Here is a 23754-nt window from a genome sequence, read left to right on the forward strand (position 1 = left end):
TTTATTAGGGGCTTAATTTGTGTATCTTAATAAAGATAAAATTACTCCTATGTCTGCATTTCAGGATTCCAACAATAAGCTAACCACTTTATTTCGCGTGCTGCTATTTTATATCAGCAGTACCGTAATATTTATAGGTAGTAGTATCCTGGTAAAACTTTTGCCGCCGCGTATGGCGAACTATCTATCGCTATTCCTCTCAGCAGTATTGACTTTGCTATTAGTGCATCTTTTTGCGAAATGGGAAAATATACGCCTTACAAATACTGGTGTTGTCCCTGGAAATAAATCTATCCTTAGGTTTCTTGCAGGTATTGGGATAGGATTGATGTTGCCATTGATACAAGCCTTGATTCTTGTAGGATACGGGCATCTTACACTGGTGCGCATAAACGATATATCTGGAACGCAAATGCTTGCAGCCGGGCTCCTATACTTGCTGGTGGCCACAAGAGAAGAGTTGGTATTTCGTTCCTATGCGTTGCGGCGTTTAAATCAGCAGTTAGGCAGTTCAGTGGCAGTTGCAATCATCACTGTCATTTTTATTGCAGAACATATTATTGCAGGGATGCCCTGGCTGGTTGCTATAATAGGCTCCGGACTGGGTGCAGTACTTTTTGGTATTGCCGCTTTGAAGACGAAAGGACTCGCGTTACCGTTAGGACTACACGCTGCCTGGAATTTCGGGCAATGGAGCCTGGGTTTCAAGGGTGAGCCTGGAATATGGAAAGCGCTTACTGCGTCGGGTTATGAGCAGCAAATGCAGCAAGTAGGACTGGGGGCTTTTGTAGTGGCCATGCTGTCGGGAATTTTACTGGTACTGATTTTATATAGGAAGATGCCTGTACAGGAAACAAATTGATAGAATCAGCGCTGATAATTACCTTTGGCCTTGTTATATTTCTATTCACTGCACCAAAATTTCCCAAAGATGAGAATTGCGATTTTAGATGATTATCAGAACGCTGTGAAAGAGCTGGATTGCTTTAAGATGCTTGCCGGACAAGACGTACAGGTATTTAATACTTCTGAAAAGGATCCTGTATTGCTGGCAGAGAAATTACAGGATGTTGAAATACTGGTACTTATCAGAGAACGAACTGCCGTGCGGGAAGCACTGCTAAGTCGTTTGCCCAATTTAAAACTGATTAGTCAAACGGGGAAGATCTCCAACCACCTGGACCTGGCTGCGTGTACAGCGCATAAGGTAGCAGTGGCGGAAGGTATCGGCTCGCCGGTGGCGCCCGCAGAGTTAACCTGGGCGTTGATCATGAATGCAGTACGAAAAATACCTGCAGCCATACACGATTTCAGGCAAGGGCTATGGCAAACTAATATTGGCTCCACTATTCAGGGCAAGATAATAGGCATCTGGGGCTATGGAAAGATAGGGAAGATGATTGCCGGATATGCCAAAGCTTTTGGCGCAAGGGTATTGATATGGGGTAGTGAAAAATCGAGGCAGCAAGCCTTGGCAGATGGCTTTGAGCAGGCAGACAGCAAGGAACTTTTTTTTCGTATAGCCGATGTGGTTAGTTTGCACTTGCGACTAAATAAAGATACCGCGGGTATTGTGGAGGAGGCAGACCTGTTGCAGATGAAATCTTCTGCGGTGCTGGTGAATACGAGCCGCGCGGAGTTGATCGCTCCTGGTGCCCTACTGAAAAGCTTAGAAGCAGGCCATCCTGGCTTTGCTGCTGTGGATGTTTATGAAGAGGAGCCTATCTATGATACAAATTATCCGCTGTTACAGCTACCCAATGTAATCTGTACGCCGCATATTGGTTATGTGGAACACGACAGCTATGAATTGTATTTCAGTAAAGCGTTTGAAAACGTGATAAACTATATACAGGGGAATCCTACCAATATAGCGAATCGAGAAGTGTTAGGATAAAATATTGGAGATGGGATGCGATAGTAATGTCGCATCCCATCATTATTATAGAAATTCAATATATCCCTCTGTTCCGTGTAGGCGTATACGTTGGCCGTCTTTAATCAGTTTAGTGGCGTTTTCCACGCCAACAATAGCCGGGAGGCCATACTCACGGGCAATAACAGCGCCATGTGTCATTAGTCCGCCTACTTCTGTAATCAGCCCTTTAATGCCTACAAATACCGGTGTCCAGCTGGGGTCTGTGAATGTGGTGATCAGGATATCACCCTCTTCAGGGTTAGCTTCTTCCAGGTTTAAAATCACGCGTGCCCGGCCTTCTACCATACCTGCCGACACAGGTAATCCAATGAGCGCATTTTCAGGAAGATTTTCACGTTTATACTTTCCCGTTATAATTTCACCGTCGGAGGTCATGACGCGGGGAGGACTCAGCAGCTCATAATGGTGGAAGTCTTGCCTCCGCTGTGCTATCAGACTGGCATCTACATATTGTGCACGGACAACTTCCCGGAGTTCTTCAAAAGACAAAAAGTAAATGTCTGTGATATCCTGTATAACCCCATGGTGCAATAGCTGAGCAGCTTCCTTAAGCAGCGCTTCTTTATAAATAAAATATCGGTTGACAATAGCATATTTAGGATACTCGCGGTAGCCCACAAGATCGCGTACAAGCGTGGCCATACGCTTAGTAGCTGTAACCTTTTCTTCCGCATCGGGCAGCTGCCGTAATTTCTCCAATATTTCCTGCTCCTTGTTAAAGGCTTCTTTTGTGCCCTGATCATATTTTCTGGCGCTTTCGCCGGCAGCGAAGTGCTTGATATTACTCAGTATCAGCGGAATCAGTGTGGAAGGCTTTTCATTCCACCGTGGTTTGGTGATATCTATTTCCCCGACACCTCGCATGCCATATCGCTGGAGAAAATTGCTGATGGCCTCTTTGACTACTTCGCCGCCTTCAATGGCAGGAAGCTCGTCCAGGAAATTCTCTCCGCGTGCTTGCTGAAGATAATGGATAACTGCAGGGTAGGGGCGGATGCTGTCTGCAACATCCAACAGTGCCAGGCCCATTGCCGAAGTAATATTATTGGGCGCAGATTGGGCAAGGGTATCCGAGACATTCTTTTCGCCCAGCCATTCGTAGATGTTATCGTTGATCCAGGTGGAGGCGTTCATGCCGGTAAGTATGACACCCAGACTCTCCTGGTCCATCATATCTTCTCGCATTACTTTTACATCTTGTAAGATAAAATCGAAAAGTTCCAACCCTGAATAGCCAGAGATGTTTTCTCTTAATTCCTGGATGCTTTGCTGACTATTAGTGATCAATTTTTCTACCACTTCGGGGCCATAGTCGTGCAGCTGCTGATAATCTACAGCAGGGGTGTTGCCGCTGCTTACTTCCCCGTCTATGGCCTTGATGAAGCCTGGTTTTTCGAGGATGGTAAACAAGGCATCTTTGATCAATGGATCAAATTTTCCGAGTGTGTTGATGATCACATTTCTTCGGGCCGGAGATGCCAGGTCTGCGGCGAGATCTACAAACAACCTGCCAGCAGCGATGTACATGGGTCTACCGGTGGTCATGAGGAAAAAGGAAAGTCCCAGCGGCTTCATGGCGTCGGTCATCATCTGGTTGTGGCCTACAGAAACATAAACATGGTTTTGCTGGTCGTTGACAACAGGGATGGGAAACAGCGTGGTAATGGGCCTGCTTTGCAGGATATAAAATTTACCATTGGCAAGGCACCACTCAATATCCTGTGGCTGACCGAAGTGAGCTTCAATTATTCTCCCGAGTTTTTCGAGCTGCAATACGGCGTCGTCGGAGAGCGATGCTTGTTGCTGTTGATCTGAAGGGATATCGGCAGTGGTGGTGCCACCGCTGCTATCTGCGTGGATAGCTAATTTTTTTGTCGCTATTTGTTTACTGATGATGGCGCCGTTGCTAACCCTGAAATTGTCTGCGGTGACGATACCTGATACCAGTGCTTCTCCGAGTCCGAAACCTGCGTCGATAGAAAGGATTTTTCTGTTGGACGTGATGGGATCTGCGGTGAAGAGTATACCTGCAACATCTGCCGGTATCATCTGTTGGATAACAACGGCGATGCTTACTTTTTGATGATCAAATTTATTTTGTATGCGGTAGATGATGGCGCGGTCGGTATAGAGAGATGCCCAGCATTTGCTGATATATTGTAGTAAGCTGGTTTGGCCGATGATGTTGAGATAGGTGTCCTGTTGCCCTGCAAATGAGGCGGATGGCAGGTCTTCGGCAGTGGCACTGGAACGTACTGCGAAGGCAGTATTATCAGCGAAGGCATGGAGCTGTGAAGCTATTGCCGTAATTATTTCCTGCGGGATAGTGGCGGAGATAATAGCGGCGCGAATTTGGGCACTGATGGCAGGGATATTTTTTTTATCATTGGTGTTGAGTGTCGACAGTGTTTCCAGAAGCTGCCTGATGAGGGTGTTATCCTCAATAATTCTTTTAAAAGCAGCGGTGGTGATACAAAATCCTGGTGGTACGTGGATGCCATCCAGGCGGCTAAGTTCACCGAGGTTAGCGCCTTTACCGCCTACCAGCGTGATCATCGATTTGTCTATATCCTGGAAGCTGCGTGTATAGTTATTGGAGCTTATCATGATGGCCTGCTTTTATAGTTTACTATTGAGTTTTTCGGTGGCAGTATTCATGGAGGCGATGGCTTGGGAGAAGTAGTTTGCCAGTACTCGTTGCTCCTTTTCAGAGAAGGAGGAGAGCAAAGCAATGGTATTGTGCCTGAAGTCGCGGTACAGCGGTTCCAACAGGGCCATGATCCTTTTGTTGTCTGGTACGATGATTACTTTTCGGCGATCATCTTCGGCGAACTTCCTTTTCACCAGTTTCTTCTTTTCGAACCGGTCTATTAGTCCGGTGATGGCGCCGGTGGTGAGTCCACTGAGGGTGGCTAGTTCGCCAGCTGTCAGGGGCCCTCTTTCCAGCAGGAAGCCCAGGTATTTATGATCGGTGCCGGACAGGCCGGCTTTCCGGGCTACGGCTTCGTGTAGCTGTAGCGATGTATACGCGTAGTGTTGGCTGAGTTTACGGATTTCTCTGGTGGCTGCTGATTCCATTTATATCTTATTTACTAAATATCTTAGATACTAAGATAATATTTATATGGGAATCAAGAAAATTATGTATGGCGTAAATGATCAGGAATAGATAGGATCTTTAAATGTCTACAGGTGACCTATAATATCTTATCATTTAGGTTAAATAAAAATCCGGGAAGCGTTACCAGCTGGTAACGCTTCCCGGTCCATCAAACCTTCTCATTCCAGAGATAATAACCTATTAGTAGCTTAGATAGGATTCCTCCACCTCTTCGGAATTATCGCTACCATGCGTTTTTACGATCTTGTTGTAGATGCCAAACAGGAGCAATGGGGCGGCCCATTGGCCTACAAACAGACCCGTATGTTTTTTGCCCATGCACTGCAAAAAGAAGGCGGTACTCATCGTTGCAAAGGCTGCCCATAGAAAAGTATCTGAAGGTAGCCTTGCGGTCTGATGCTCAATCTTTTTGGTAACTTCTCCCTCAGGAAATATGTTCTCTGTATTGCTTTCCATAATTTTCTGCATTAAGTATGAAAAATTGGGACAGGCCCCTTCCTTTATCTTCCACCTAAAATGTGCCAGTATATTCCGGGTTTTATCTCCCTAAATTCCTATAAACAGGGGAAATGTCCGGCTAATATGATGGTTGCATGATGAAAAAAATCCACAGTCACTATTAGGTCGCACTTTTGTTCAGTTGGTTTAGGGGCAGGGCCAATGATCATTTGTTCAGATGTATTTCCTGTATCAGTTAATGGTGGCTTTATGCTTGCGTTTGTGCAATATCAAGCTACCACTTAGGGAGCGCTGGCATATAAGTTCATCCTGGCGTAGGAGTTGTGGGTGTTGATAAGAAGAAGTAGAAAGGATATTTATCACATTGGCATCTTTCTAAAACTGGTATTGGGTATGAAACATTTTGCTGGTTATTTATATAACCAAATACGCTACAGCTATGGTAGTACAAAAGGTAATAAAGACGAAGGCTAAGCTTCCGGCCAAAAGTAAAAAGACCACTGCCAAACTTCCGGCAGCGAAAGCATCTGTGGCAAAACAATCCGTTAAGCTGCGGCCTGCTGGCAATAAGTTGAAAACTATACTACAGCATGCGCCTAAGCAAGCCTTTTATACTCACCTGGAACCAATGCTGGCCACACTAGTCAACAAATCTTTCGATGATAAAGACTGGATATATGAAATAAAGTGGGATGGCTACAGAGGCATTTCTTTTATGAACAAAGGAGTGGTGGAAATTAAAAGTCGAAATGACAAATCCTTTAATGACAAGTATTATCCGGTATTTGCTGCGTTGAAAGACTGGCACATCAATGCTATCGTAGATGGAGAAATTGTAGTAGCAGATGACAAAGGCCGCTCTGACTTTGGATCTTTACAAAACTGGCGCAGCGAAGCCGATGGTACCTTGATGTATTATCTCTTTGATATTGTTTGGTATGATGGACATGACCTGCGAAACCTGCCATTAGTAGAGCGCAAGGCGCTTCTAAAAGAACTGGTACCTAAAAATTCGCTCATAAAATTGAGCGAAGCATTTGATATCTCCGGCACCGAATTTCTGGCAAGTGCAAAGCAATTGGGATTGGAAGGTATTATGGCCAAGCAAAAGGATAGCAAATACATGCCTGGCGATCGTTCCAGGGCATGGGTAAAAATCAAGGCCAATAAGCGTCAGGAAGTAGTGATTGGTGGCTATACGATGAATGAAGGCAGTAGCAAGCCTTTCAGCTCCTTGCTGGTAGGAGTGTTCGAAAAAGGGAAATTTATCTACACAGGAAAAATAGGTACAGGCTTTAGTGTAAAGCAGCAGGAACAAATGCTGCGACAATTTAAACCGTTGATCATTTCTTCAACAGCTTTTTCCAGAGAGCCCAATGTCAATAACCCCAGCCGCTTCCGGCCTGACCCGCCAAAGGCCACGCCTACCTGGTTGCAGCCAAAGCTAATTTGTGAGGTAAGCTATACGGAAATGACCAGCGATGGTGTCATGCGGCATCCTTCCTTTGAAGGAATGCGGGAAGATAAGGCTGCAAAGGAAGTAGGCTTTGAAAAAGCAGTGGCGACAGAGAAGATCCTGGCAGGAAAGAAACAATCCTTTATCACTCCCCCAATAACGGGTAGTCGTAAAACCTTGCTGAACCCTAAAGATGAAACGCAGGTACGTAGCATTGGTGGGCATGAACTTAAATTTACCAACCTAAGTAAAATATTCTGGCCCAAAGAAAAATTTACCAAAAGAGATCTTATCAATTATTACTATCAGGTAGCGCCTTATATACTACCTTATCTGAAAGACAGGCCACAGTCGCTGAACCGCTATCCTAACGGTATTGACGCACCAGGTTTTTATCAAAAGAATGTGATGGGCAAAGTGCCTGATTGGATGGATACCTATGCCTTTCATAGTGATACGGACCTTCGTGATAAGGAATTTTTGCTGGGAAATAATGAAGGTACTTTGTTGTTTATGGCTGGTATGGCATGCATAGAAATGAATCCCTGGAATAGCACCACCAAGAATCCCGACCATCCTACATGGTGTATCATCGATTTGGATCCTGGCAGTAAAAGTACTTTTGAACAGGTGATAGAAGCCGCGCAGGTGACAAAAGAAGTGCTGGATGGCCTGGGCGTGCCCTCTTATCCTAAAACAAGTGGTTCTACCGGCATGCATATTTATATTCCGCTAGGTGCAAAATATTCGTATATCCATTCCCGGGAGTTCGGGCGTGCGATCGTAACACTGGTACATCGGCAGCTGCCTGGATTTACAAGTATTGAGCGTACTGTTAATGACCGTAAAGGAAAACTCTACCTGGACTTCCTGCAAAACCGCCCACATGCGACAGTTGCTGCACCTTATTCCGTAAGACCCAAGCCTGGAGCTACTGTATCTACGCCATTGCACTGGAAGGAAGTAAAGAAAGGCTTGAGCATTGCCGACTTCAACATCGCCAATGTGTTGCCGCGACTAAAGAAAGAAGGTGATCTTTTTAAGCCGGTATTAGGTAAGGGGATAGATCTTGCTAAGATAATACGTGAGTATGAATTACCTGGTGGGGCTATTCCGGGATGATTGCTTCAAACAATCCGTCAGTGGTTGGTGTTCTGTATTTCATCCGTGCAAAAAAACGCATGTGAAAATTGTTATGTCTGATACCATCAACTTCAAATACAGGCTGGAAGCCGCTACTCCTCGTACTGGAAACGGAGGAATAACCAGAGGCGTTTCCGTCAACGAATTTCCTATCTCTAAAAATATTGCCGGCGTAAGTATGTGGCTGGAACCTGGCGCCATGCGTGAATTGCATTGGCACGCCAATGCCGCTGAATGGGCATATGTTCTCAAGGGAAAGATGCGTACCACTGTGGTGGATCCACAGGGTAATACACATATAGATCTTTTTTCCGCCGGAGATGTCTGGTATTTTCCTCGTGGATATGGGCATGTACTGCAATGTGTGGGAGAAGAGCAATGCCATTTTATTTTAATTTTTGATAATGGTAATTTTTCAGAAGACCATACCTTCAGCATCACAGATTTTATTAGCTGCGTGCCACCGGAGATTGCGGCGCAGAACCTGGGTATCACCACCAGCGAAGTAGCCATGCTGCCGAGGAAAGAAGTCTACTTTGCTCAGGGGCAGGTGCCAAGCATCAGGTCGGGACTGGCGTTTCCGGTGAATGCGCCCAGCCTGGTGTCGGCACATCGTTATCCATTGAGTGCACAGCAGCCAAGACTGGTGCCAGGCGGCGGCATACAAAGAGTAGTGACACAGGCAGAATTTCCGATTGCAGCCACGATTACCGGAACATTGTTTGAGATTGAACCCGGCGGATTGCGGGAAATGCATTGGCATCCGAATGCAGACGAATGGCAGTATATCATCCAGGGGAGGGCTGAAATAGGATTGTTCCTGGCGCAGCATAATTTTGCGAAAGATAATTTCGAAGCAGGTGATGTGGGCTATATTCCCATGGGCGCAGGACATTATATCAAAAATACGGGAGAGGAAGATCTGGTGATATTAATTGCGTTTAATAGTGGCCGTTATGAAGCAATAGACCTGAGCTCCTGGCTAAGTGGCAACCCTGACGACTTGCTGGAAGGCAATTTTGGAGTGCCGGCAGATATTATTGATAAGTTCCCCAGAAAAGACAGATTTCTGATTCCCTAGCAGCTGCAAAAAAAATGATTTAACTTAGTCGTAGTAGTTATGATTAAGATGCAAATATCAGAGATCAATACCCAGATTCCGACATATACATTAGAACCGGATGAAATCATAGGTAACCCAAATTTCAGAGTTTTTAATTTTGTAGGTCATATTCCCCGGAAAGAATTGTATGTACCGCACCGTAACAACTATTATCTGATGGCTTTCATTCGAAAAGGAGGCGCTAAGAAATGGATAGATATGGCGCCATATTTGACCCGGGACAATACCTTTTACTTCACAAGTCCTAGTCAGATACTCTTGAAAGAAGAGGCCAGGGCATTAGATAGCACTGGTATTACTTTCACAGAAGAGTTTTTGAGCTTTCAGGAGAATGCCGCACTGAGTCAGTTGCCCATTATTCGCAATCCTTACAGTGTGCATGAATTGCGATTGTCGCCCGCCGATATAGATTTTATGGAAGATATGCTGGCAAAGATTAATGCGGAATATATACAAGGTGGCCCGTGGCGGCAAAGAATGTTGACAGCTTACATCACTGTTTTACTGACATATTTGAGTCGTTTATATGTAGAGCAGTATAGCGCAGATCAGACTACGCCGGACAAGCTTTTGCTGAAGCGATTCAGGGCTAAAATCAATGAATCATTCCGGGAGCTGCACGAGGTAGGGGATTATGCTACCCAATTGCATATTTCTGCCGGGCATTTAAGTGAAGTTGTGAAAGAACATAGCGGAAAGCCTGCCATCAAGCATATGCATGAGCGTATAACGCTAGAAGCGCGACGAATGCTTTTCCATAGTCATCAAACCTCTAAGGAGATTGCTTTTGACTTAGGTTTTACAGATGCATCCTACTTTAACCGCTTCTTTAAAAGGGAGACAGGAATGACGCCTGCGGAGTACCGGAGCGCCTCCCGTGAAATGTACCATTAATACCGTTGGATGTGTTCTTCTCTTAGGCATTGCGGGATGTAGTTTTGTGCTGTCAAATAAAATCATATGAAAACAGTACTTATAACAGGAGCAAATAGGAGTATCGGTTTTGAGACGGCCAGGCAATTAATACAGCAAGGTTATTTTGTATACCTGGGCGCAAGAAGTCTGGAAAAAGGCCAGGAGGCTGTGCATCAGCTGCAGGCTGAAGGTTTATATAATGTAGAAGCTATTGCTATTGATGTAGATAATATCGATTCTATCAAATCCGCCCGTGAAACGCTGGGTAAGAAAATATTCCAACTCGATGTATTGATCAACAATGCTGGTATCCTGGGAGGTATGAACCAATCGCCTATAGATAGTGACATTCAGGTGTTCAAAGATGTTTTTGAGACCAATGTTTTTGGTGTCATCACCATGACGCAGGTATTCATGAATCTCCTGAAAGCCGCGGCAGCGCCAAGGATTGTGAACGTTACCTCCGGACTGAGCTCTCTTACTTTGCACAGCGATCCTAGCTGGAAATATTACCAGGTGAAGCCAGCAGCTTATGCCTCCTCTAAAGCTGCACTCAATGCCTTTACGATTACGCTCGCTTATCATCTTCAGGATACTGCATTTAAAGTAAATGCAGTAGATCCTGGATATACGGCCACCGACTTTAACCATCACAGAGGTTATGGCACCGTTGCTGATGCCGCAGCAAGAATAGTGAAAGCGGCCACCTTGGGACCGGATGGCCCAACAGGTCAGTTTTTTAGCGATGATAATGCACCGGAAACCGGTATCAGTCCATGGTAATTAGAAACGACAATAAAAAGTAATGGAAGGCTACCCACTGGTAGCCTTTTTTAATGCTGTAAAACTTTACTATTAGTAAACCATCTGTCGAGTGCCATTTGCAGTTCCGTGATATCTGGCTGCTGATCGGTGGCCCATGCTACAATTCCGTCAGGGCGTATCAGTAAGGCATTAATACCCAAACTAATTTCTGGTGTGGCAGAGATGTATTTCAGGTGTTGAGGATATGCCGCTGCAATGGTTTTCAGCGCAGCATTCTGATGGAAATCCAGGAGTATGCCGGAGCCATCATGCATCATCGAGCCAATGGTATGGCCATCTTTAAATGCAAAGTTTGGCACGCTGTAACCTGTCAATGGGTGTTGCCCGCCTAAATCATAGTGCGTGAAAATGCCCCATACACGGCCTGCTGCATAGGTAGCACCATCGCGGGTGTTGAGCAGCTCGCGCATCATGGCGTTGAGTGCACGGCTATGCGGATCAGGGTGCATGATAGCCACTTGTGCACGTGACCAGTCAAGGACTTTTTCACCGATGGGATAACGCTCGGTGAAATAGCTATCCAGCAGGCCTTCTGGCGCATTGTTATGAATGGTGGCAGCCAGTTTCCAACCGAGGTTTATGGCATCGCCGAGGCCGAGGTTAAGGCCCTGGCCTCCTAATGGAGAGTGGATATGGGCAGCATCCCCGGCGAGTAAGACCCGGTTGTTGCGATAGGCTGTAGCTTGCCGCGCACGATCCGTCCAGGTGGTGGCGGTATGCATTATATTAATGGTTATATCGGTGCCGGATATACGACGTAATACACTTTGGAGATGTTTCAGTGTTAATGGTTCACCTGCACCATGAAAGGCGCCGCCATCGAAGTCCTGTATAACGATATAACCTGGCTGAGACTGAAGATAGAGACCGTGTGGCGTGGCTACGCGGCCAGGACGCAGCTTTTCAGGATCTGCAAATTCTACTTTGGCCGTATAGCCGGTAAATGCAGGCTCAGTGCCGGCGAAGTCGAAGCCGCCGTTTTTGCGTACCACACTGCGACTGCCGTCAGCGCCTACCAGCCATCCACTGGTGTAGGTATGATCGTTTGTAAACACTGTTACGTTGTCGGCGGTTTGCTCAAACCCGGTAACAGCCTGGTCTCGCAGGATGGTAACGCCAAGGGATACTGCACGTTGGAGCAATACATTTTCCAGCTCCTGCATTTCAGATATCAAGGCTGTTGGAGTAGAGCTGGGCAGCTGAAATTTATATTGTGTGTGATCAATATTACTAAGGAGTAGTGGTATGCCCGCGAAATGTCCTGCCTGTGGTGCTGGCGGAGGATTCTTAGGCTGACTATGCGGATGTTTGAGTTGCTTATGGATTTGCAACTCTTCCAGCATACCACGGCGGTAGAGCGATTCAATGCTCAGTGAGTTGAGGCCGCGCATACCAAAAGGAAGTTGCTTTAAAGCTGATGTTGGGGAAGGATTTTTTTCTAATACGAGTACGGAACATTTGGCCAGGGCCAGCTCACAGGCGAGAAAGAGTCCTACGGGGCCTGCGCCCGAAATGATGACGTCGTATGGTGGATGATGTGTGAATGTATGCATGGTTGAATTGTATCTTTTATGATGGTACAAAATTCAGCAATGCAAATGGCCCAGGCTTGTAAAAACGCGACAAAATCTCTCAAGGCTTTTGTTGTGCTTTATGCTTACGCGCAAAGGCTGCCGGGGTAGTGCCGCTATAACGTTTAAATTCCCTGCTAAGATGGGCCTGGTCGGTATAACCCAGTTCAGCGGCGAGTCCTGCGAGGTTAGTGTCAGGGAATAGCCATAGTTGATTACGGACCTGCTCAAAGCGCATCAAACCGGATACATCTTTGACAGTATGTCCGGAAGACTGCTTAAATTTCCTTTCCAGCGTACGTACCGTAGCATTGGCTGCTGCGGCCACTTCACTGACCGATAGCGTGCCTTTCGCCTCTGTCATAGCGGCTCCCGCTTTGAATAGTGTCATGTCGATGGCGAGCAAGGACGTGGCGCTTTGGAAATAGTTGCGGAGAATGGCTACAGCGGCTTCTGGCTGCCCGGCAGTAATATACTCTTGAAGTTCCGATTGTAGTGCTGCCATTGGGTGGGTGATATACTGGAGGCCATTTTTGCCGGTAGGTAATCCCAGCATATCAAAGACAGTCCATGGATAGCATCGGATTCCTAATATCTCTATGCGGTTTTTGGCACTTAAATAAATGGGCTGATTCAGTAATCCCATAATATATGGAGATGGCAATGGTAATAGAAATCCGTCAGGGCCGATGCTGGAAAGGCTGCCGAATTGGAATATGATTTCAATATAGCCATCTGGTAAGATCTCATAACTTGTTTCCTGATCCGGGTAATCTCTTCTCTCATACCAAAAGCATTTAATGGTATCTTTTAATGCTTCTGGTGATTCAAACTCCTGGTGTGTATGGAAAAGCAGCATGTTCGTAAAACTTTTGATCAGGAAATGGGACTGTAACGTTAACGCATATACTATTACGCGATGCGCTCCTGTTTTTGTGCCATTGAATTTTTCTTAAAAGCCGTAGGACTTACGCCTGCATACTTTTTGAAGAGCCGGTTTAAATGACTGGCATCGCTGAACCCGAACTCATATACTATTTCATTCATCTTCATATCGGTAAACTGCAGTCTGGTTTCTATCAATTTAATTTTATAGCTGATGATATAGTCTTGCAAACTCTTACCAGTATGTTGTTTGAAATATTCGCTGATATAGGTGGGAGAGATGTTGAACCGTTGTGCGATCCTGTCGGTTTTCAGCTGCTCAGGATCATAGATATGCTGGTGTACGTCGGCCAGCAGTTCCAAAGCAATGTTCGACTTAGGCGCGCCTGCATTACAGGTGCCTAATGATAGCATGTTTCTGGCAGCGATGGTGATAATGGTGTTGATCAATTGTTTTACAACATCTACCTGTTGTGGATACTGATTCACATGTTCTCGTATCAGTGCTTCTACCAGGGCTCTTACCAATGGTTTGTCTGTGATATTATCCAGAATGCAACCGGGCAGATGATCATAATTATGAAAGATAAATTCCAGTTTCTGTATCCATTCTTTGGGTTGTGTTTTTAAATAACTGGTATTAAATCTCAGGAAGAAAAAGCGGGTCTTTTCTTCTATCTCAAAACCATGGGTGTCTTGTGGGAAGATGAGAAACAGTTTATCCTTGCTATAGGGGAGTCTATGTTTATTAATGATTTGTGTGCCATTGCCTTCCAATACAAATACCATCTCGAAAAATGTTTTCCGATGTTCCCGGGCTTCGTATTCGCTGGTTTCCAGGAGGTCCAGCTCAAAAGGCTGATGCAGATTCCTTATTTCCATACCTGCAAAAGTACAAATCATTCCATTGATTGTACAACATTTACTTGTACAATCCAGCCAATTTTGTAGTACTCAAATAGAAAAACAATGAACACTACAAGTTATCTGTTATTAAGACTTGCCATTGGAGCAAGCATGTTTGGCCATGGTTTGGTAAGACTCCCGAAGCTGGCATTATTCAGTGGGTGGATGACCGGGCAATTCGAAAAGTCCATGTTGCCAGTGGCATTGGTAAAGCCTTTCAGTTATACGTTGCCTATTGCCGAGTTTTTAGTAGGTCTGTTGCTGATTGCTGGATTGTTTACCAGGCAGGCGTCTATTCTGGGTGGTATTGTCATGCTGAGCTTATTGTTTGGCAGCACAATGATAGAGCAGTGGGACTGGCTGACAGGGCAGCTGATACATCTGGCGTTTTTCGCGATACTGTTGCAGTTTAATGCTTCCAATTCCTGTGCGTTGGATAATTTATTTAATAAATAGCTTTTATGGAGACAAGAAGGGATTTTCTCAAACAGAGCAGTATCATGGGTTTAGCGGGTATGATGGCGCCATTGGCAGGATTCGCGGCAGCACCGCAAAACACAACGAAGGAGCGTAGCAAATGGGCAGATGGCTCCAGATTGGTGGTATCAATATCTATGCAGTTTGAAGCGGGAGGGCAGCCGGATAATGCGGAAAGTCCTTTTCCACAGAATATGCAGCAGGGATATATTGATTTGCCTGGAGCGACGTGGTTCCAGTATGGTTATAAGGAAGGCATTCCGCGCATGTTGGATAACTGGGATAAGTACGGTGTTAAGGTGACTTCGCATATGGTAGGAGCAGCGGTATTAAAGAACCCTGCACTGGCAAAGGAAATTGTGGAGAGAGGTCATGAGGCGGCGGCCCATGGCATGAACTGGAGCACGCAGTATACGATGCCCTATACCGAAGAAAAGAAATTCATCCAGGATGGCGTAGATGCTATCAAACAAGTAACAGGCGTACGTGCAGTGGGGTATAATGCAAACTGGTTGCGCCGGGGCGAAAACACGTTGAAAATATTGCAAGAACTAGGCTTCACTTATCACATCGATGATCTTAGTCGTGATGAGCCTTTCATAACACAGGTTAATAATAAAGATTTTGTGGTGGTGCCTTATACGCTGCGTTGCAATGACATTGCATTGATAGAAGGAAAGCACTTTTCTGTAGATCAGTTTTTTAACCAGGTGAAATGGGAATTTGATCAGTTGTATGCAGAGAGTGAATACAGACGCCGGCAGTTATCTATTAGTTTTCATGACCGCATTGGTGGTACGCCGCAAATGGTAAAAGCTACCAGTGAATTGTTGAAATATATTCAAACGCATAAAGGTGTTTCTTTTAAAAGGAAGGATGAAATTGCGGCACTGGCGCTGACCGATAAGTCGACTGTAAGAGAATAGTTGTTGATAGGATGGAAACCCATGTTGCTAAAGCGTTTACATGGGTTTTCTTTTCTTTTGACATGATACTATAAAAATTATAGTTGCAAAACTATCTTTAGCATCCTACATTTGCTTGAAGACAGATAAAAAAGCAACTTATGAAAACAGAATGTATAGGCGATCACGTTAGGTTGAAAGGCAAAGCATATCCATGCACTGTGAGTTTAACCATGGACTTGGTAGGTGGTAAATGGAAGGCTGTTATCCTATATCATCTGAAGGATGGCGAGAAGCGATATAATGAGTTGCGTAAGGAGATGCCCGATATTACAGAGATGACTTTAAGTTTGCAACTGAAGCAACTGGAAAAGGATGCGCTTATCACGAGGAAGGTATATGGCAAAAAGCCACCGATCAAAGTGGTGTATGATTTAACGTCATTTGGTAAAACCTTTGTACCGGTGCTGGAAGCCATCACAGCATGGGGAAACCAAACGGTGCAAGCGTATGGCGAGTTTGTGAATGGTTAATTAATAAATATTTGTTGTCAAATGATCATAAAGAAACAGCTGCCTGCACTATTTCGTATAGCCGTTTAAGGTACTATCAATCCAATTGATGATTTGTATTTGTTGAGCTGTTGTGAGGCGTGCTTCCGGATGTAGCAGCCGGTAGGAGGGCAGCGGCATATTTGATGACAGGATTTGTTCTTTCATACGCTTCAACTTATTATGTTTGCGTTTAGCCGAATATTTCCCAAATTCATTAAAATTCAGATCTGCTTTTCCATTCTTGATATGCGCAGCCATGAACCAGCCTACAGGCTGAATGTTGGTATACCAGGGATATTGGGTGTTGTTGCTATGGCAGTCGTAGCATGCCGCCTGCAAAAGCTGTTGTACTTCCGCAGGAATCGTATAGGCCTGACTGATATCATCTGTTGTAATTGAGGCGGATGCTATGTTTTTAGTCGGGCGAAAGAATTGCAAAGCAATAAAAGCCAGTGATAGTACCAGGAAGACAATCTTGATTTTACGCATAATATCTTTATTATAGAGGGTGTTTCAAAAGTAGTTTCAGGTTGAAATTGTAAATAAAGTATTTATCATCAATAAGAGAGTCATTAAAATTCTCTTGTCTGTATTGGATTTCGCAGAGAAACTACTTTTGAGATGCCCTCATCTTACCAAAATAATTATTTGATTATTTCTTTTACAGCGCCACAACCAGCCATCTTCTGACCAAAATATGGGTTCTTTACTTCCTGTGTTTCGCTTAACCACATAGCGCCTTTGTTATCATCATACATCGGACAATGATCGTGGTACAGTGGCTGTCCTGCGCCGAAAGCCTTCACCAGAGCATACATATCCTCACTCATTTGTGCAAAGTGTTCACGTTGGTGCGCGATATTGCCATTGTTTTTACCGATATGTTCGGCGTGTTCGCGAAGATCATCTTCATTTTCAGCGTATAACTTTTGTTGCTCAGCCGTCATGGCAGATTTATTGATGCTGGCTAGTACGCCTGCCATTGCCTCGCCGCTCTTTGCTGCACCGGCGGTATTATCTTCCGTCAAATTATTTTTAAGCTGCAGGTATTGTGCTGCCAATGCCTTGAAGGAGGCGGCCACTGCTGGATCAACGTTGGTAAACGAAGGTTTGATTTCTGCCACTGATTCGTCTTTTGCTGCCGCATGATCATGGCCTGCATGTTCATCGTGTGAAGCAAGTGTATCATGTGATTCATGCGAAGCATTACTGCTGTTGTTGTTGCAAGCGGTAAAGGTAAGGGCGGCGATGGCTAAAGCACCCAAAAGCATTCTTTTCATGTTTGTTTTTTTAGAGATTATTTATTGATGAAGTGTTCTTCGATAGTTTCCTGTATCGATCCACAGGTAAGCATTTTAGCGCCGAAATAAGGATTCTGAATAGTTTTGTCTACGCTCAGCCACACGGCTCCTTTGTCATTCATGGCCATAGGGCAGAAGCCAACATAGAGCTTGCCCTGCTGTAGTCCTGATTGACGGATCAGCACCAGCAGATCATTACTCAATGCTGCATAGGCAATTCTTTGTTGTTCTATATCAGCAGTTGCAATCAATCTGGCTGCGTGTGTACTGATCCTTTCTCCATTATTCATTTTATCTGCAACTGCTATGATGGCATTGGCCGCAAAGCGTGCTTCCCTGGCATTGTCTGTCACCAGGGCATGCGTTAACTGCGTGTATTGCTGGTATAAGGCATTCAGCTTATCATCTTTTAATGACAGCCCTGGACTGCTTTCGCTACTGCTTGCAGTGGTTTTTGTTGTTGCTGCTTTTTCCTTACTTTTTATTTGACTGCATGCGCTGAGCAACAGTAGTAGCAATATTGGTAGGCTTATTATTTTTATGAATCCTGTCATATATTTTATTTTAGGGAGATGAGATAGTTATCTGCTCACATGGCAGCCATGCCCGCCATTGGATCTGCTCCTTTTTTTAGTATATATTCTGAGTAGAGTAAATAAGCGCCGGTGACAACAACGTTATCTCCAGTATTGAGGCCGGCAGTGATTTCTACGGCATCGAAACTTTCCATGCCTGTGTGAACCATGCGGGGTTCAAACTTTCCAGGTGCTTTGGCAATCCATACATGCGCGCCTTTGCCATCTCTGATAACTGCGTTCACCGGCAGACTAATCACCTCACCCTTACTTTTAACAGGCAATGAAACGGTAACCTGCTGACCTGGCTGCCAGCGGCTATCAGTGTTGCTGATGGTACCGCGTATTTGTGTGAGCTGGCTGCCAGACTGTAAAGCAGGGTTGATGAATTGAATAGTCATCGTTTGCGGTTCATTTTCCCATCCTGCCACTGTTACGCTAACGTTTTGGCCTATACGAATAGCAGCTGCTTCCGCAGGGTATACATCTGCTTCTACCCACAGCTGGTTATATCCTTCCAGGCGCATCACTGCGCCGCCTTCCGCTACATATTGTCCTTCTGCTGTAGTAAGTTCGGATACAATACCGCTGATCGTTGCCGGATAAGTGATATAAGGATTTACTTTGTTGGACTGGAGCAATTGATTTATTTGCGCATCGCTCTGATCATACAAGGCCAGCTTTTGTCTTGCACCTTTCTCTATTTGCTGGAACCTGGCATCGTCGGGGAATTGCCTCAATTGCGCGGCCACCAGGAGGTATTCTTGTTGCAATGTGGCTAACTGTTCTGAGTATATTTTATACAAGGGCTGTCCTTTGCTGACCTTCACGCCAGTTTCTTTTACATACAGCACTTCTATGCGGCCAGCCACCCGACTGGATATTACGGCTGTTTTCTCAGGATCTGTTGCCAGTCGCCCATTGAGTTGTTTGAAGTTTGATAATGCGCCGGTGCCAACAATCATGGTGGTAATATTGGCCAGTGCTATCTGACTTTCACCAAGTGTGAGCAGGGCTTCTTTATTGTTTTTATCGAAAGGAACGAGGTCCATGGCGCAGATAGGGCAGGCTCCAGGTTTATCCTGTACTATTTGCGGGTGCATGGGGCAGGTAAATGTTTGTTTTGCTTCGGCAGTAGTTTCCTTTTTAGTATCGTCCTTGCAGGCAGCGAGGAACAATGTCGGCGCAATGGCCACCATCGCAACTGTTTTTAAGAAATTTTTTCTTTCCATATCCTATGCATGCATTTAATTAGTTGTCTTAATAAAACTTTCACTGTCTACGAGGTAATAAGCATTGGAGGCCACTTCCCAGCTGCCGATATTGCTAAGTACCTGTACCACATCTTTTAGGTGCGCGCCTGTTTCCACTTCTACTGGCACATAAGCGGTTTTGTCTTTGCGGAATACTACCGACTTGTTTCCCATCTGCAGGACTGCTTTTTTAGGCAGCCACCATCCTCGAGTATATACCACAGGAATATTGGCCGTTAATAGCTGTCCTACCTGTAAATGATCAGTGGGGAGGTAAACGCGTGCAATGGAAAAGTTTACTCCATTTTTAAACACCGGTTCTATCAGGCCTATGCTACCGGATTCCATGGCAGTTTCATCTGCTGTTGGGAAGAAGAGTATTTTCTGTCCCTTGCTGATAACGGCAGCTGTCTGTGCGGGAAAGGCAAATTCTGCGATCAGTGTTTTGGCCTGGTAGATAGTAAAAAGAGATTGGCCTGCATTTACGTACTGCCCTTCCCGTAGTAATACCGGTGTGCTGGAAGGTGCTGTTGGAGTGGGCGTTGCAGCAGCCGAAGCACCACTTACCATGCCTCCCATCCCATCTGCGCTGGCAGTGGCAGATGATGGCATCGCTGCCGGGGCCTGGGTGGTGGCAGCGGATCTTTCTAAGATATAACCGTCAGCAGGACTATATACCGGCACACGGTACAGGATATTTCCCGTTTTGATAACTGCTGCTACCTGCGCCGGAGCCATGCCCAGCAAGATTAAGCGCTGTTTGGCGGCGCCAAGCATTTCGCCATTGCTACGCGCTACGTATAGTAGTTCACGTTGTGCGGCGGCGAGGTCGGGAGAATATACTTCCATGATCAGCTGCCCCTTTTTGACTGGCTGAAAATTATATTTTATGAGGAGGCGCTCTACGCGGCCACCAACTCTGCTGGCGATGTTGGTCTGGTTGCGGGTATCATAAGTAACCACGCCATCTACTTCCGTTGTATGCACGCGCGTGCCGCTGTCAGCCTTAATAGCCGGCACCTCAGAGATGATCCGTGTATTCACCGCTGCGGTAAGGCTGGTGACGCTACTATCAGGGATCTGTTCCTGGTGCGTAGGAGCGTGACTGTTATGGTCTGCCTGGCTGTTGCAGGCTGTCAGCCCAAATGTGCTGACAGACAGTCCCAGTATTATTTTAACGATATAATTGTTTCTCATAATCCACTATCATTTCATAGAGTTTCAGTTTTTCATCCAGCACGTTAGACTGCATCATGGTGAGAGCTTCCCATGAATCGATCACATTGGAGAGTGCCAGTTTATTTTCCTGATAAGTCAGGAAATTGGCGTCCAGTGTTTGTTGTAAAGCGGGGATGATTTTTTCTTCCATGGCGACTATACGTTTTTGCATAGATTGTATTTCGTATTGCATACCGTATAGCATGCCTTGTGTTTCCTGTAGCATGGCAGCTTTCTCCTTTTCCATGGCTTGCACATTATACTGCATGGCTTTGATCTCCGATTTATACATCTTCGACGACCATGGCGCAATGGGGATGCTAATCATGCCCATGGCACTGTAAGCCTTTGGCATCATACGATCCAGCGGATACATGTGGTCGAAACGGATTCTGAAGTCAGGCTTCTTTTCGCGCTTCATGCTTTCTATGTTCAGCTGCATTGAGCGGATGCTTTCATCCATTTTTACAACATCTTTTCTTGCAGTGGCAAGAGAAGCAGTATCATAGGAAGCAGCTAGCTGGAATACTGGCTGATAGGTGGTGTCGATTTCGAATGCCTGATTACCAGGAGCGTTCATCAGGCTATTGAGCCATGATCGGGCTTTAGCGATGTTGCCTTCCTGCATCCGAATCATATTGTGATTGTCTTCAATTTTTGCATTGGCTTTGTATACGCCACTCAGCTGCGATTGATTATAAGGGAAACGTACTTCTTCAATCTTCTTCATGGTCATCATGATCTTCTCATTTTCCCTCAATACATTTATCCTTTGTTGGGCAATCAACCAATTGTAATAGAGACGTTTGGCCTGAGCCTTCAGGTCATTGAGTGTAATGGCCCGTGTAGCTCGTTCCACATTTCCTTGAGAAGCGATGTATTGCTTTCGGGCATTGAGTTTGGCAGGATTGGGGATGTCTTGCTCCAGTTGCAGCATGAGGCTACCTTTATCTCTGTCTTCCATTACCTTTTGTCCGGGGTAGGGCGTCATGAAAGTTCCCACGCCTACCATTGGCGCCATCCAGGCGGTGGCGGCATCGGCACTGTATTTATAGCTTTCTGCTTTGAGCTCGTATGATTGCAGCAGTATATTGTTTCTGTCTACACGTTGTAAGATGCTGTCCAGTGGCAACACAGGAGGCTGTTGGGCCAGCAGCGCCGATGGCAGGAATATCAGCAGCAGTAAGAGTTTAGTGATGTACCTCATGAATTTCCAATTTTCCATGCTTACGTAATTCATATTCTTTCGTCATTAAAAATATCAGTGGTGTTACCAGTAAAATATGTGTGGAAGAGGTAAGTACGCCACCGATCATGGGCAATACAATAGGCTTCATTACATCTGTGCCAACGCCATTAGCCCATAGCACGGGCACTAGTCCGAACAGTGAAACGCATACAGTCATCAGCTTGGGACGCAGGCGTTTTGCGGCTCCGAAAATCACGGCATTGCGCAGGTCTTCACGGGTAATGGTTGCCGCACTATTGCCTTTTTCCTTTACCAGCTGCTGCATGGCATCGTTGAGGTATATTACCATAACGATCCCTGTTTCTACGGCGATACCAAATAGTGCGATAAAGCCTACAGCTACGGCTACGGAGAGGTTGACACCCCAGAAATAGATCATATATGCGCCGCCTATCAATGCGAAAGGAACGGTGATCAGGCTGAGAAAGGCTTCTCTGATCGAGTGGAAGGCAAAGTATAGTGAGAAGAAAATGATGATTAACACTACCGGTGCAATCCAGAGCAATGTTTGCTGGCCACGGATCAAATTTTCGTATTGTCCGCTCCACTCCAGGTAATAGCCTTGCGGCAGGATGCCTTTTGCCTGGTTCATCTTGGCAATAGCTTCACTAACGGTACTTCCCAGGTCTCTGCCACGAACGTTGAATAATACGGCGCCGCGTAGCATGGCATTTTCAGAGGTGATCATTGGAGGGCCGTCAACAAACTTCACATCTGCCACGGACGACAACGGCACTTCGCCAAAGGAGGCGGACATGATAGGGATGCGTTTGATCTGTTCTACACTGTTGCGATAATCTTGTGCGAGGCGTACACTGATAGAGAATCGCTGGCGGCCTTCAATGGTATTGCCGATAGGAGCGCCGCCCAGTGCCGTTTCTACGGTTTGGTTCACTTCATCTACGTTTAGCCCATACCGTGCTAAATCCTGGCGGCGTACGTCTATATTGAGGTATTTGCCGCCGGTAACAGGTTCCACGTATAGGTCGGCGATGCCAGTGGTACCTTCCAGCGCATGTTTCACACGTTCGGATACAGCGGCTATCGTATCCAGGTTCTGACCATATACTTTAACGCCAACGTCTGTACGAATACCGGTAGCCAGCATATTGATACGGTTGATGATGGGCTGTGTCCAGCCATTTACCACACCTGGTATCTGTAACTTCGCATCCAGTTCATTGATGATGTCTTTCTTTGTTTTGCCTTTGCGCCATTGCTGCTTAGGCTTCAGGATGATGATGGTTTCGATCATGCTGATAGGAGAGTTATCAGTGGCGGTACTGGCGCGGCCAGCCTTTCCCAGCACTTTATCTACTTCAGGAACAGACATGATGATTTTGTCCTGTACCTGCAAGATCCTTTTTGCTTCAGCATTAGAAACGTCCGGTAAGGTGACCGGCATAAAGAGTATGCTTTGTTCATCAAGTGGCGGCATAAATTCGCTACCCAGACTTTTCAGCAATGGTATAGTGATGACCAGTGCGATGACGTTAATGGCGATCGTTGTTTTGCGCCATTTGAGGACACCTTTGATGATCGGTTCATAGATCTTTTCCAGGGCACGGTTGATAGGATTGGCGCTGTCGGGTCTGAACTTCCCTTTCATGAAAAAGGATATCAGTACAGGCGCCAGTGTGATTACCAGGAACGCATCTACGATCATGATAAATGTTTTCGTATAGGCGAGTGGGTGAAAGAGCTTTCCTTCCTGACCTGTCAGCATAAACACTGGCAGGAAAGAGGTAATGATGATGATGGTAGCAAAGAATACCCCGCGGGATACTTGTTTGCTGGACTGTTCTATCACTTTGAGCCGCTCTTCTTCTGTGATCCAGTCGGGTGATTTCTTAAATATTTTTTTCAGCCAGTTCATAGT

The 23754-nt window shown here is 45.6% G+C and carries 22 protein-coding genes; 9 read left to right on the forward strand and 13 right to left on the reverse strand.

Features of this window, described 5'->3' with window-relative positions; all coding sequences use genetic code 11:
• Nucleotides 1-49: 49 nt before the first annotated feature.
• Nucleotides 50-862: a CPBP family intramembrane glutamic endopeptidase gene (locus tag ACE38W_RS15355; protein WP_375832126.1), complete on the forward strand. Its 813-nt coding sequence runs from the start codon at nucleotides 50-52 to the stop codon at nucleotides 860-862.
• Nucleotides 863-931: 69 nt separating this feature from the next.
• The gene (locus ACE38W_RS15360) at nucleotides 932-1897 is read left to right on the forward strand and encodes a D-2-hydroxyacid dehydrogenase family protein (RefSeq protein ID WP_375832127.1); all 966 of its coding nucleotides are present in this window, start codon (nucleotides 932-934) and stop codon (nucleotides 1895-1897) included.
• A gap of 45 nt (nucleotides 1898-1942) precedes the next feature.
• On the opposite strand, the gene ppsA is transcribed toward ACE38W_RS15360, so the two are convergent.
• The 3 genes from ppsA to ACE38W_RS15375 all read right to left on the reverse strand — a co-directional run bounded on the left by ppsA (nucleotide 1943) and on the right by ACE38W_RS15375 (nucleotide 5516).
• Nucleotides 1943-4546, reverse strand: a complete 2604-nt coding sequence (gene ppsA, locus ACE38W_RS15365) for a phosphoenolpyruvate synthase (protein ID WP_375832128.1) — start codon at nucleotides 4544-4546, stop codon at nucleotides 1943-1945.
• Between the two features lie 12 nt (nucleotides 4547-4558).
• Complete coding sequence (locus ACE38W_RS15370; protein ID WP_375832129.1) at nucleotides 4559-5017, reverse strand: MarR family winged helix-turn-helix transcriptional regulator; 459 nt, start codon at nucleotides 5015-5017, stop codon at nucleotides 4559-4561.
• Between the two features lie 223 nt (nucleotides 5018-5240).
• Complete coding sequence (locus ACE38W_RS15375) at nucleotides 5241-5516, reverse strand: hypothetical protein (RefSeq protein WP_375832130.1); 276 nt, start codon at nucleotides 5514-5516, stop codon at nucleotides 5241-5243.
• Between the two features lie 442 nt (nucleotides 5517-5958).
• On the opposite strand from ACE38W_RS15375, the gene ligD reads away from it, so the two are divergent.
• The 4 genes from ligD to ACE38W_RS15395 all read left to right on the forward strand — a co-directional run bounded on the left by ligD (nucleotide 5959) and on the right by ACE38W_RS15395 (nucleotide 10939).
• A complete protein-coding gene (ligD, locus tag ACE38W_RS15380; protein ID WP_375832131.1) occupies nucleotides 5959-8097 on the forward strand; it encodes a DNA ligase D in 2139 nt (712 codons plus the stop codon).
• A 61-nt stretch (nucleotides 8098-8158) separates the two neighbouring features.
• Nucleotides 8159-9199 (forward strand): cupin domain-containing protein, encoded by a 1041-nt coding sequence (locus ACE38W_RS15385; protein ID WP_375832132.1) that lies wholly within the window; start codon nucleotides 8159-8161, stop codon nucleotides 9197-9199.
• 39 nt (nucleotides 9200-9238) lie between these two features.
• Entirely contained in the window at nucleotides 9239-10135 is an 897-nt protein-coding gene (locus tag ACE38W_RS15390; protein WP_375832133.1) for a helix-turn-helix domain-containing protein, read from the forward strand.
• Nucleotides 10136-10201: 66 nt separating this feature from the next.
• Entirely contained in the window at nucleotides 10202-10939 is a 738-nt protein-coding gene (locus ACE38W_RS15395; RefSeq protein WP_375832134.1) for an SDR family oxidoreductase, read from the forward strand.
• A 50-nt stretch (nucleotides 10940-10989) separates the two neighbouring features.
• On the opposite strand, the gene ACE38W_RS15400 is transcribed toward ACE38W_RS15395, so the two are convergent.
• The 3 genes from ACE38W_RS15400 to ACE38W_RS15410 form a co-directional block, all read right to left on the reverse strand.
• Nucleotides 10990-12534 carry an FAD-dependent monooxygenase gene (locus tag ACE38W_RS15400; protein ID WP_375832135.1) on the reverse strand — a complete coding sequence of 515 codons (1545 nt, stop codon included), beginning with the start codon at nucleotides 12532-12534 and terminating at the stop codon, nucleotides 10990-10992.
• Between the two features lie 79 nt (nucleotides 12535-12613).
• Nucleotides 12614-13411, reverse strand: a complete 798-nt coding sequence (locus ACE38W_RS15405; RefSeq protein ID WP_375832136.1) for a helix-turn-helix domain-containing protein — start codon at nucleotides 13409-13411, stop codon at nucleotides 12614-12616.
• A gap of 53 nt (nucleotides 13412-13464) precedes the next feature.
• Entirely contained in the window at nucleotides 13465-14319 is an 855-nt protein-coding gene (locus ACE38W_RS15410; protein WP_375832137.1) for an AraC family transcriptional regulator, read from the reverse strand.
• 87 nt (nucleotides 14320-14406) lie between these two features.
• Between ACE38W_RS15410 and ACE38W_RS15415 the strand changes: the two genes are divergently transcribed.
• The 3 genes from ACE38W_RS15415 to ACE38W_RS15425 all read left to right on the forward strand — a co-directional run bounded on the left by ACE38W_RS15415 (nucleotide 14407) and on the right by ACE38W_RS15425 (nucleotide 16258).
• The gene (locus tag ACE38W_RS15415) at nucleotides 14407-14799 is read left to right on the forward strand and encodes a DoxX family protein (RefSeq protein WP_375832138.1); all 393 of its coding nucleotides are present in this window, start codon (nucleotides 14407-14409) and stop codon (nucleotides 14797-14799) included.
• Between the two features lie 5 nt (nucleotides 14800-14804).
• Complete coding sequence (locus ACE38W_RS15420; protein WP_375832139.1) at nucleotides 14805-15746, forward strand: polysaccharide deacetylase family protein; 942 nt, start codon at nucleotides 14805-14807, stop codon at nucleotides 15744-15746.
• 140 nt (nucleotides 15747-15886) lie between these two features.
• The gene (locus tag ACE38W_RS15425; protein WP_375832140.1) at nucleotides 15887-16258 is read left to right on the forward strand and encodes a winged helix-turn-helix transcriptional regulator; all 372 of its coding nucleotides are present in this window, start codon (nucleotides 15887-15889) and stop codon (nucleotides 16256-16258) included.
• A gap of 48 nt (nucleotides 16259-16306) precedes the next feature.
• Here ACE38W_RS15425 and ACE38W_RS15430 read toward each other — a convergent pair whose 3' ends face one another.
• The 7 genes from ACE38W_RS15430 to ACE38W_RS15460 form a co-directional block, all read right to left on the reverse strand.
• On the reverse strand, nucleotides 16307-16768 hold the full coding sequence (locus ACE38W_RS15430) for a heme-binding domain-containing protein (RefSeq protein ID WP_375832141.1): 462 nt from the start codon (nucleotides 16766-16768) through the stop codon (nucleotides 16307-16309).
• A gap of 155 nt (nucleotides 16769-16923) precedes the next feature.
• Entirely contained in the window at nucleotides 16924-17559 is a 636-nt protein-coding gene (locus ACE38W_RS15435; RefSeq protein ID WP_375832142.1) for a DUF3347 domain-containing protein, read from the reverse strand.
• Nucleotides 17560-17576: 17 nt separating this feature from the next.
• Nucleotides 17577-18134 carry a DUF3347 domain-containing protein gene (locus ACE38W_RS15440; RefSeq protein WP_375832143.1) on the reverse strand — a complete coding sequence of 186 codons (558 nt, stop codon included), beginning with the start codon at nucleotides 18132-18134 and terminating at the stop codon, nucleotides 17577-17579.
• A 35-nt stretch (nucleotides 18135-18169) separates the two neighbouring features.
• The gene (locus tag ACE38W_RS15445) at nucleotides 18170-19387 is read right to left on the reverse strand and encodes an efflux RND transporter periplasmic adaptor subunit (RefSeq protein WP_375832144.1); all 1218 of its coding nucleotides are present in this window, start codon (nucleotides 19385-19387) and stop codon (nucleotides 18170-18172) included.
• A gap of 15 nt (nucleotides 19388-19402) precedes the next feature.
• The gene (locus ACE38W_RS15450) at nucleotides 19403-20605 is read right to left on the reverse strand and encodes an efflux RND transporter periplasmic adaptor subunit (protein WP_375832145.1); all 1203 of its coding nucleotides are present in this window, start codon (nucleotides 20603-20605) and stop codon (nucleotides 19403-19405) included.
• Nucleotides 20583-21833 (reverse strand): TolC family protein, encoded by a 1251-nt coding sequence (locus tag ACE38W_RS15455; protein ID WP_375832146.1) that lies wholly within the window; start codon nucleotides 21831-21833, stop codon nucleotides 20583-20585. Before ACE38W_RS15455 ends, ACE38W_RS15450 begins: the two co-directional genes overlap by 23 nt.
• A complete protein-coding gene (locus ACE38W_RS15460) occupies nucleotides 21817-23751 on the reverse strand; it encodes an efflux RND transporter permease subunit (protein ID WP_375832147.1) in 1935 nt (644 codons plus the stop codon). The genes ACE38W_RS15455 and ACE38W_RS15460 overlap by 17 nt, the downstream gene beginning before the upstream one ends.
• Nucleotides 23752-23754: the final 3 nt, after the last annotated feature.

This window comes from Chitinophaga sp. Hz27 (genome assembly GCF_042263525.1).
Taxonomy (GTDB): Bacteria; Bacteroidota; Bacteroidia; order Chitinophagales; family Chitinophagaceae; genus Chitinophaga.

Bases quoted from the DNA above. Each gene is read 5' to 3' on its own strand.
- ACE38W_RS15355 (WP_375832126.1), top strand. From the start codon at position 50: ATGTCTGCATTTCAGGATTCCAACAATAAGCTAACCACTTTATTTCGC.
- ACE38W_RS15360 (WP_375832127.1), top strand. From the start codon at position 932: ATGAGAATTGCGATTTTAGATGATTATCAGAACGCTGTGAAAGAGCTG.
- ppsA (WP_375832128.1), bottom strand. From the start codon at position 4,546: ATGATAAGCTCCAATAACTATACACGCAGCTTCCAGGATATAGACAAA.
- ACE38W_RS15370 (WP_375832129.1), bottom strand. From the start codon at position 5,017: ATGGAATCAGCAGCCACCAGAGAAATCCGTAAACTCAGCCAACACTAC.
- ACE38W_RS15375 (WP_375832130.1), bottom strand. From the start codon at position 5,516: ATGGAAAGCAATACAGAGAACATATTTCCTGAGGGAGAAGTTACCAAA.
- ligD (WP_375832131.1), top strand. From the start codon at position 5,959: ATGGTAGTACAAAAGGTAATAAAGACGAAGGCTAAGCTTCCGGCCAAA.
- ACE38W_RS15390 (WP_375832133.1), top strand. From the start codon at position 9,239: ATGATTAAGATGCAAATATCAGAGATCAATACCCAGATTCCGACATAT.
- ACE38W_RS15395 (WP_375832134.1), top strand. From the start codon at position 10,202: ATGAAAACAGTACTTATAACAGGAGCAAATAGGAGTATCGGTTTTGAG.
- ACE38W_RS15400 (WP_375832135.1), bottom strand. From the start codon at position 12,534: ATGCATACATTCACACATCATCCACCATACGACGTCATCATTTCGGGC.
- ACE38W_RS15405 (WP_375832136.1), bottom strand. From the start codon at position 13,411: ATGCTGCTTTTCCATACACACCAGGAGTTTGAATCACCAGAAGCATTA.
- ACE38W_RS15410 (WP_375832137.1), bottom strand. From the start codon at position 14,319: ATGGAAATAAGGAATCTGCATCAGCCTTTTGAGCTGGACCTCCTGGAA.
- ACE38W_RS15415 (WP_375832138.1), top strand. From the start codon at position 14,407: ATGAACACTACAAGTTATCTGTTATTAAGACTTGCCATTGGAGCAAGC.
- ACE38W_RS15420 (WP_375832139.1), top strand. From the start codon at position 14,805: ATGGAGACAAGAAGGGATTTTCTCAAACAGAGCAGTATCATGGGTTTA.
- ACE38W_RS15425 (WP_375832140.1), top strand. From the start codon at position 15,887: ATGAAAACAGAATGTATAGGCGATCACGTTAGGTTGAAAGGCAAAGCA.
- ACE38W_RS15430 (WP_375832141.1), bottom strand. From the start codon at position 16,768: ATGCGTAAAATCAAGATTGTCTTCCTGGTACTATCACTGGCTTTTATT.
- ACE38W_RS15435 (WP_375832142.1), bottom strand. From the start codon at position 17,559: ATGAAAAGAATGCTTTTGGGTGCTTTAGCCATCGCCGCCCTTACCTTT.
- ACE38W_RS15440 (WP_375832143.1), bottom strand. From the start codon at position 18,134: ATGACAGGATTCATAAAAATAATAAGCCTACCAATATTGCTACTACTG.
- ACE38W_RS15445 (WP_375832144.1), bottom strand. From the start codon at position 19,387: ATGGAAAGAAAAAATTTCTTAAAAACAGTTGCGATGGTGGCCATTGCG.
- ACE38W_RS15450 (WP_375832145.1), bottom strand. From the start codon at position 20,605: ATGAGAAACAATTATATCGTTAAAATAATACTGGGACTGTCTGTCAGC.
- ACE38W_RS15455 (WP_375832146.1), bottom strand. From the start codon at position 21,833: ATGAGGTACATCACTAAACTCTTACTGCTGCTGATATTCCTGCCATCG.
- ACE38W_RS15460 (WP_375832147.1), bottom strand. From the start codon at position 23,751: ATGAACTGGCTGAAAAAAATATTTAAGAAATCACCCGACTGGATCACA.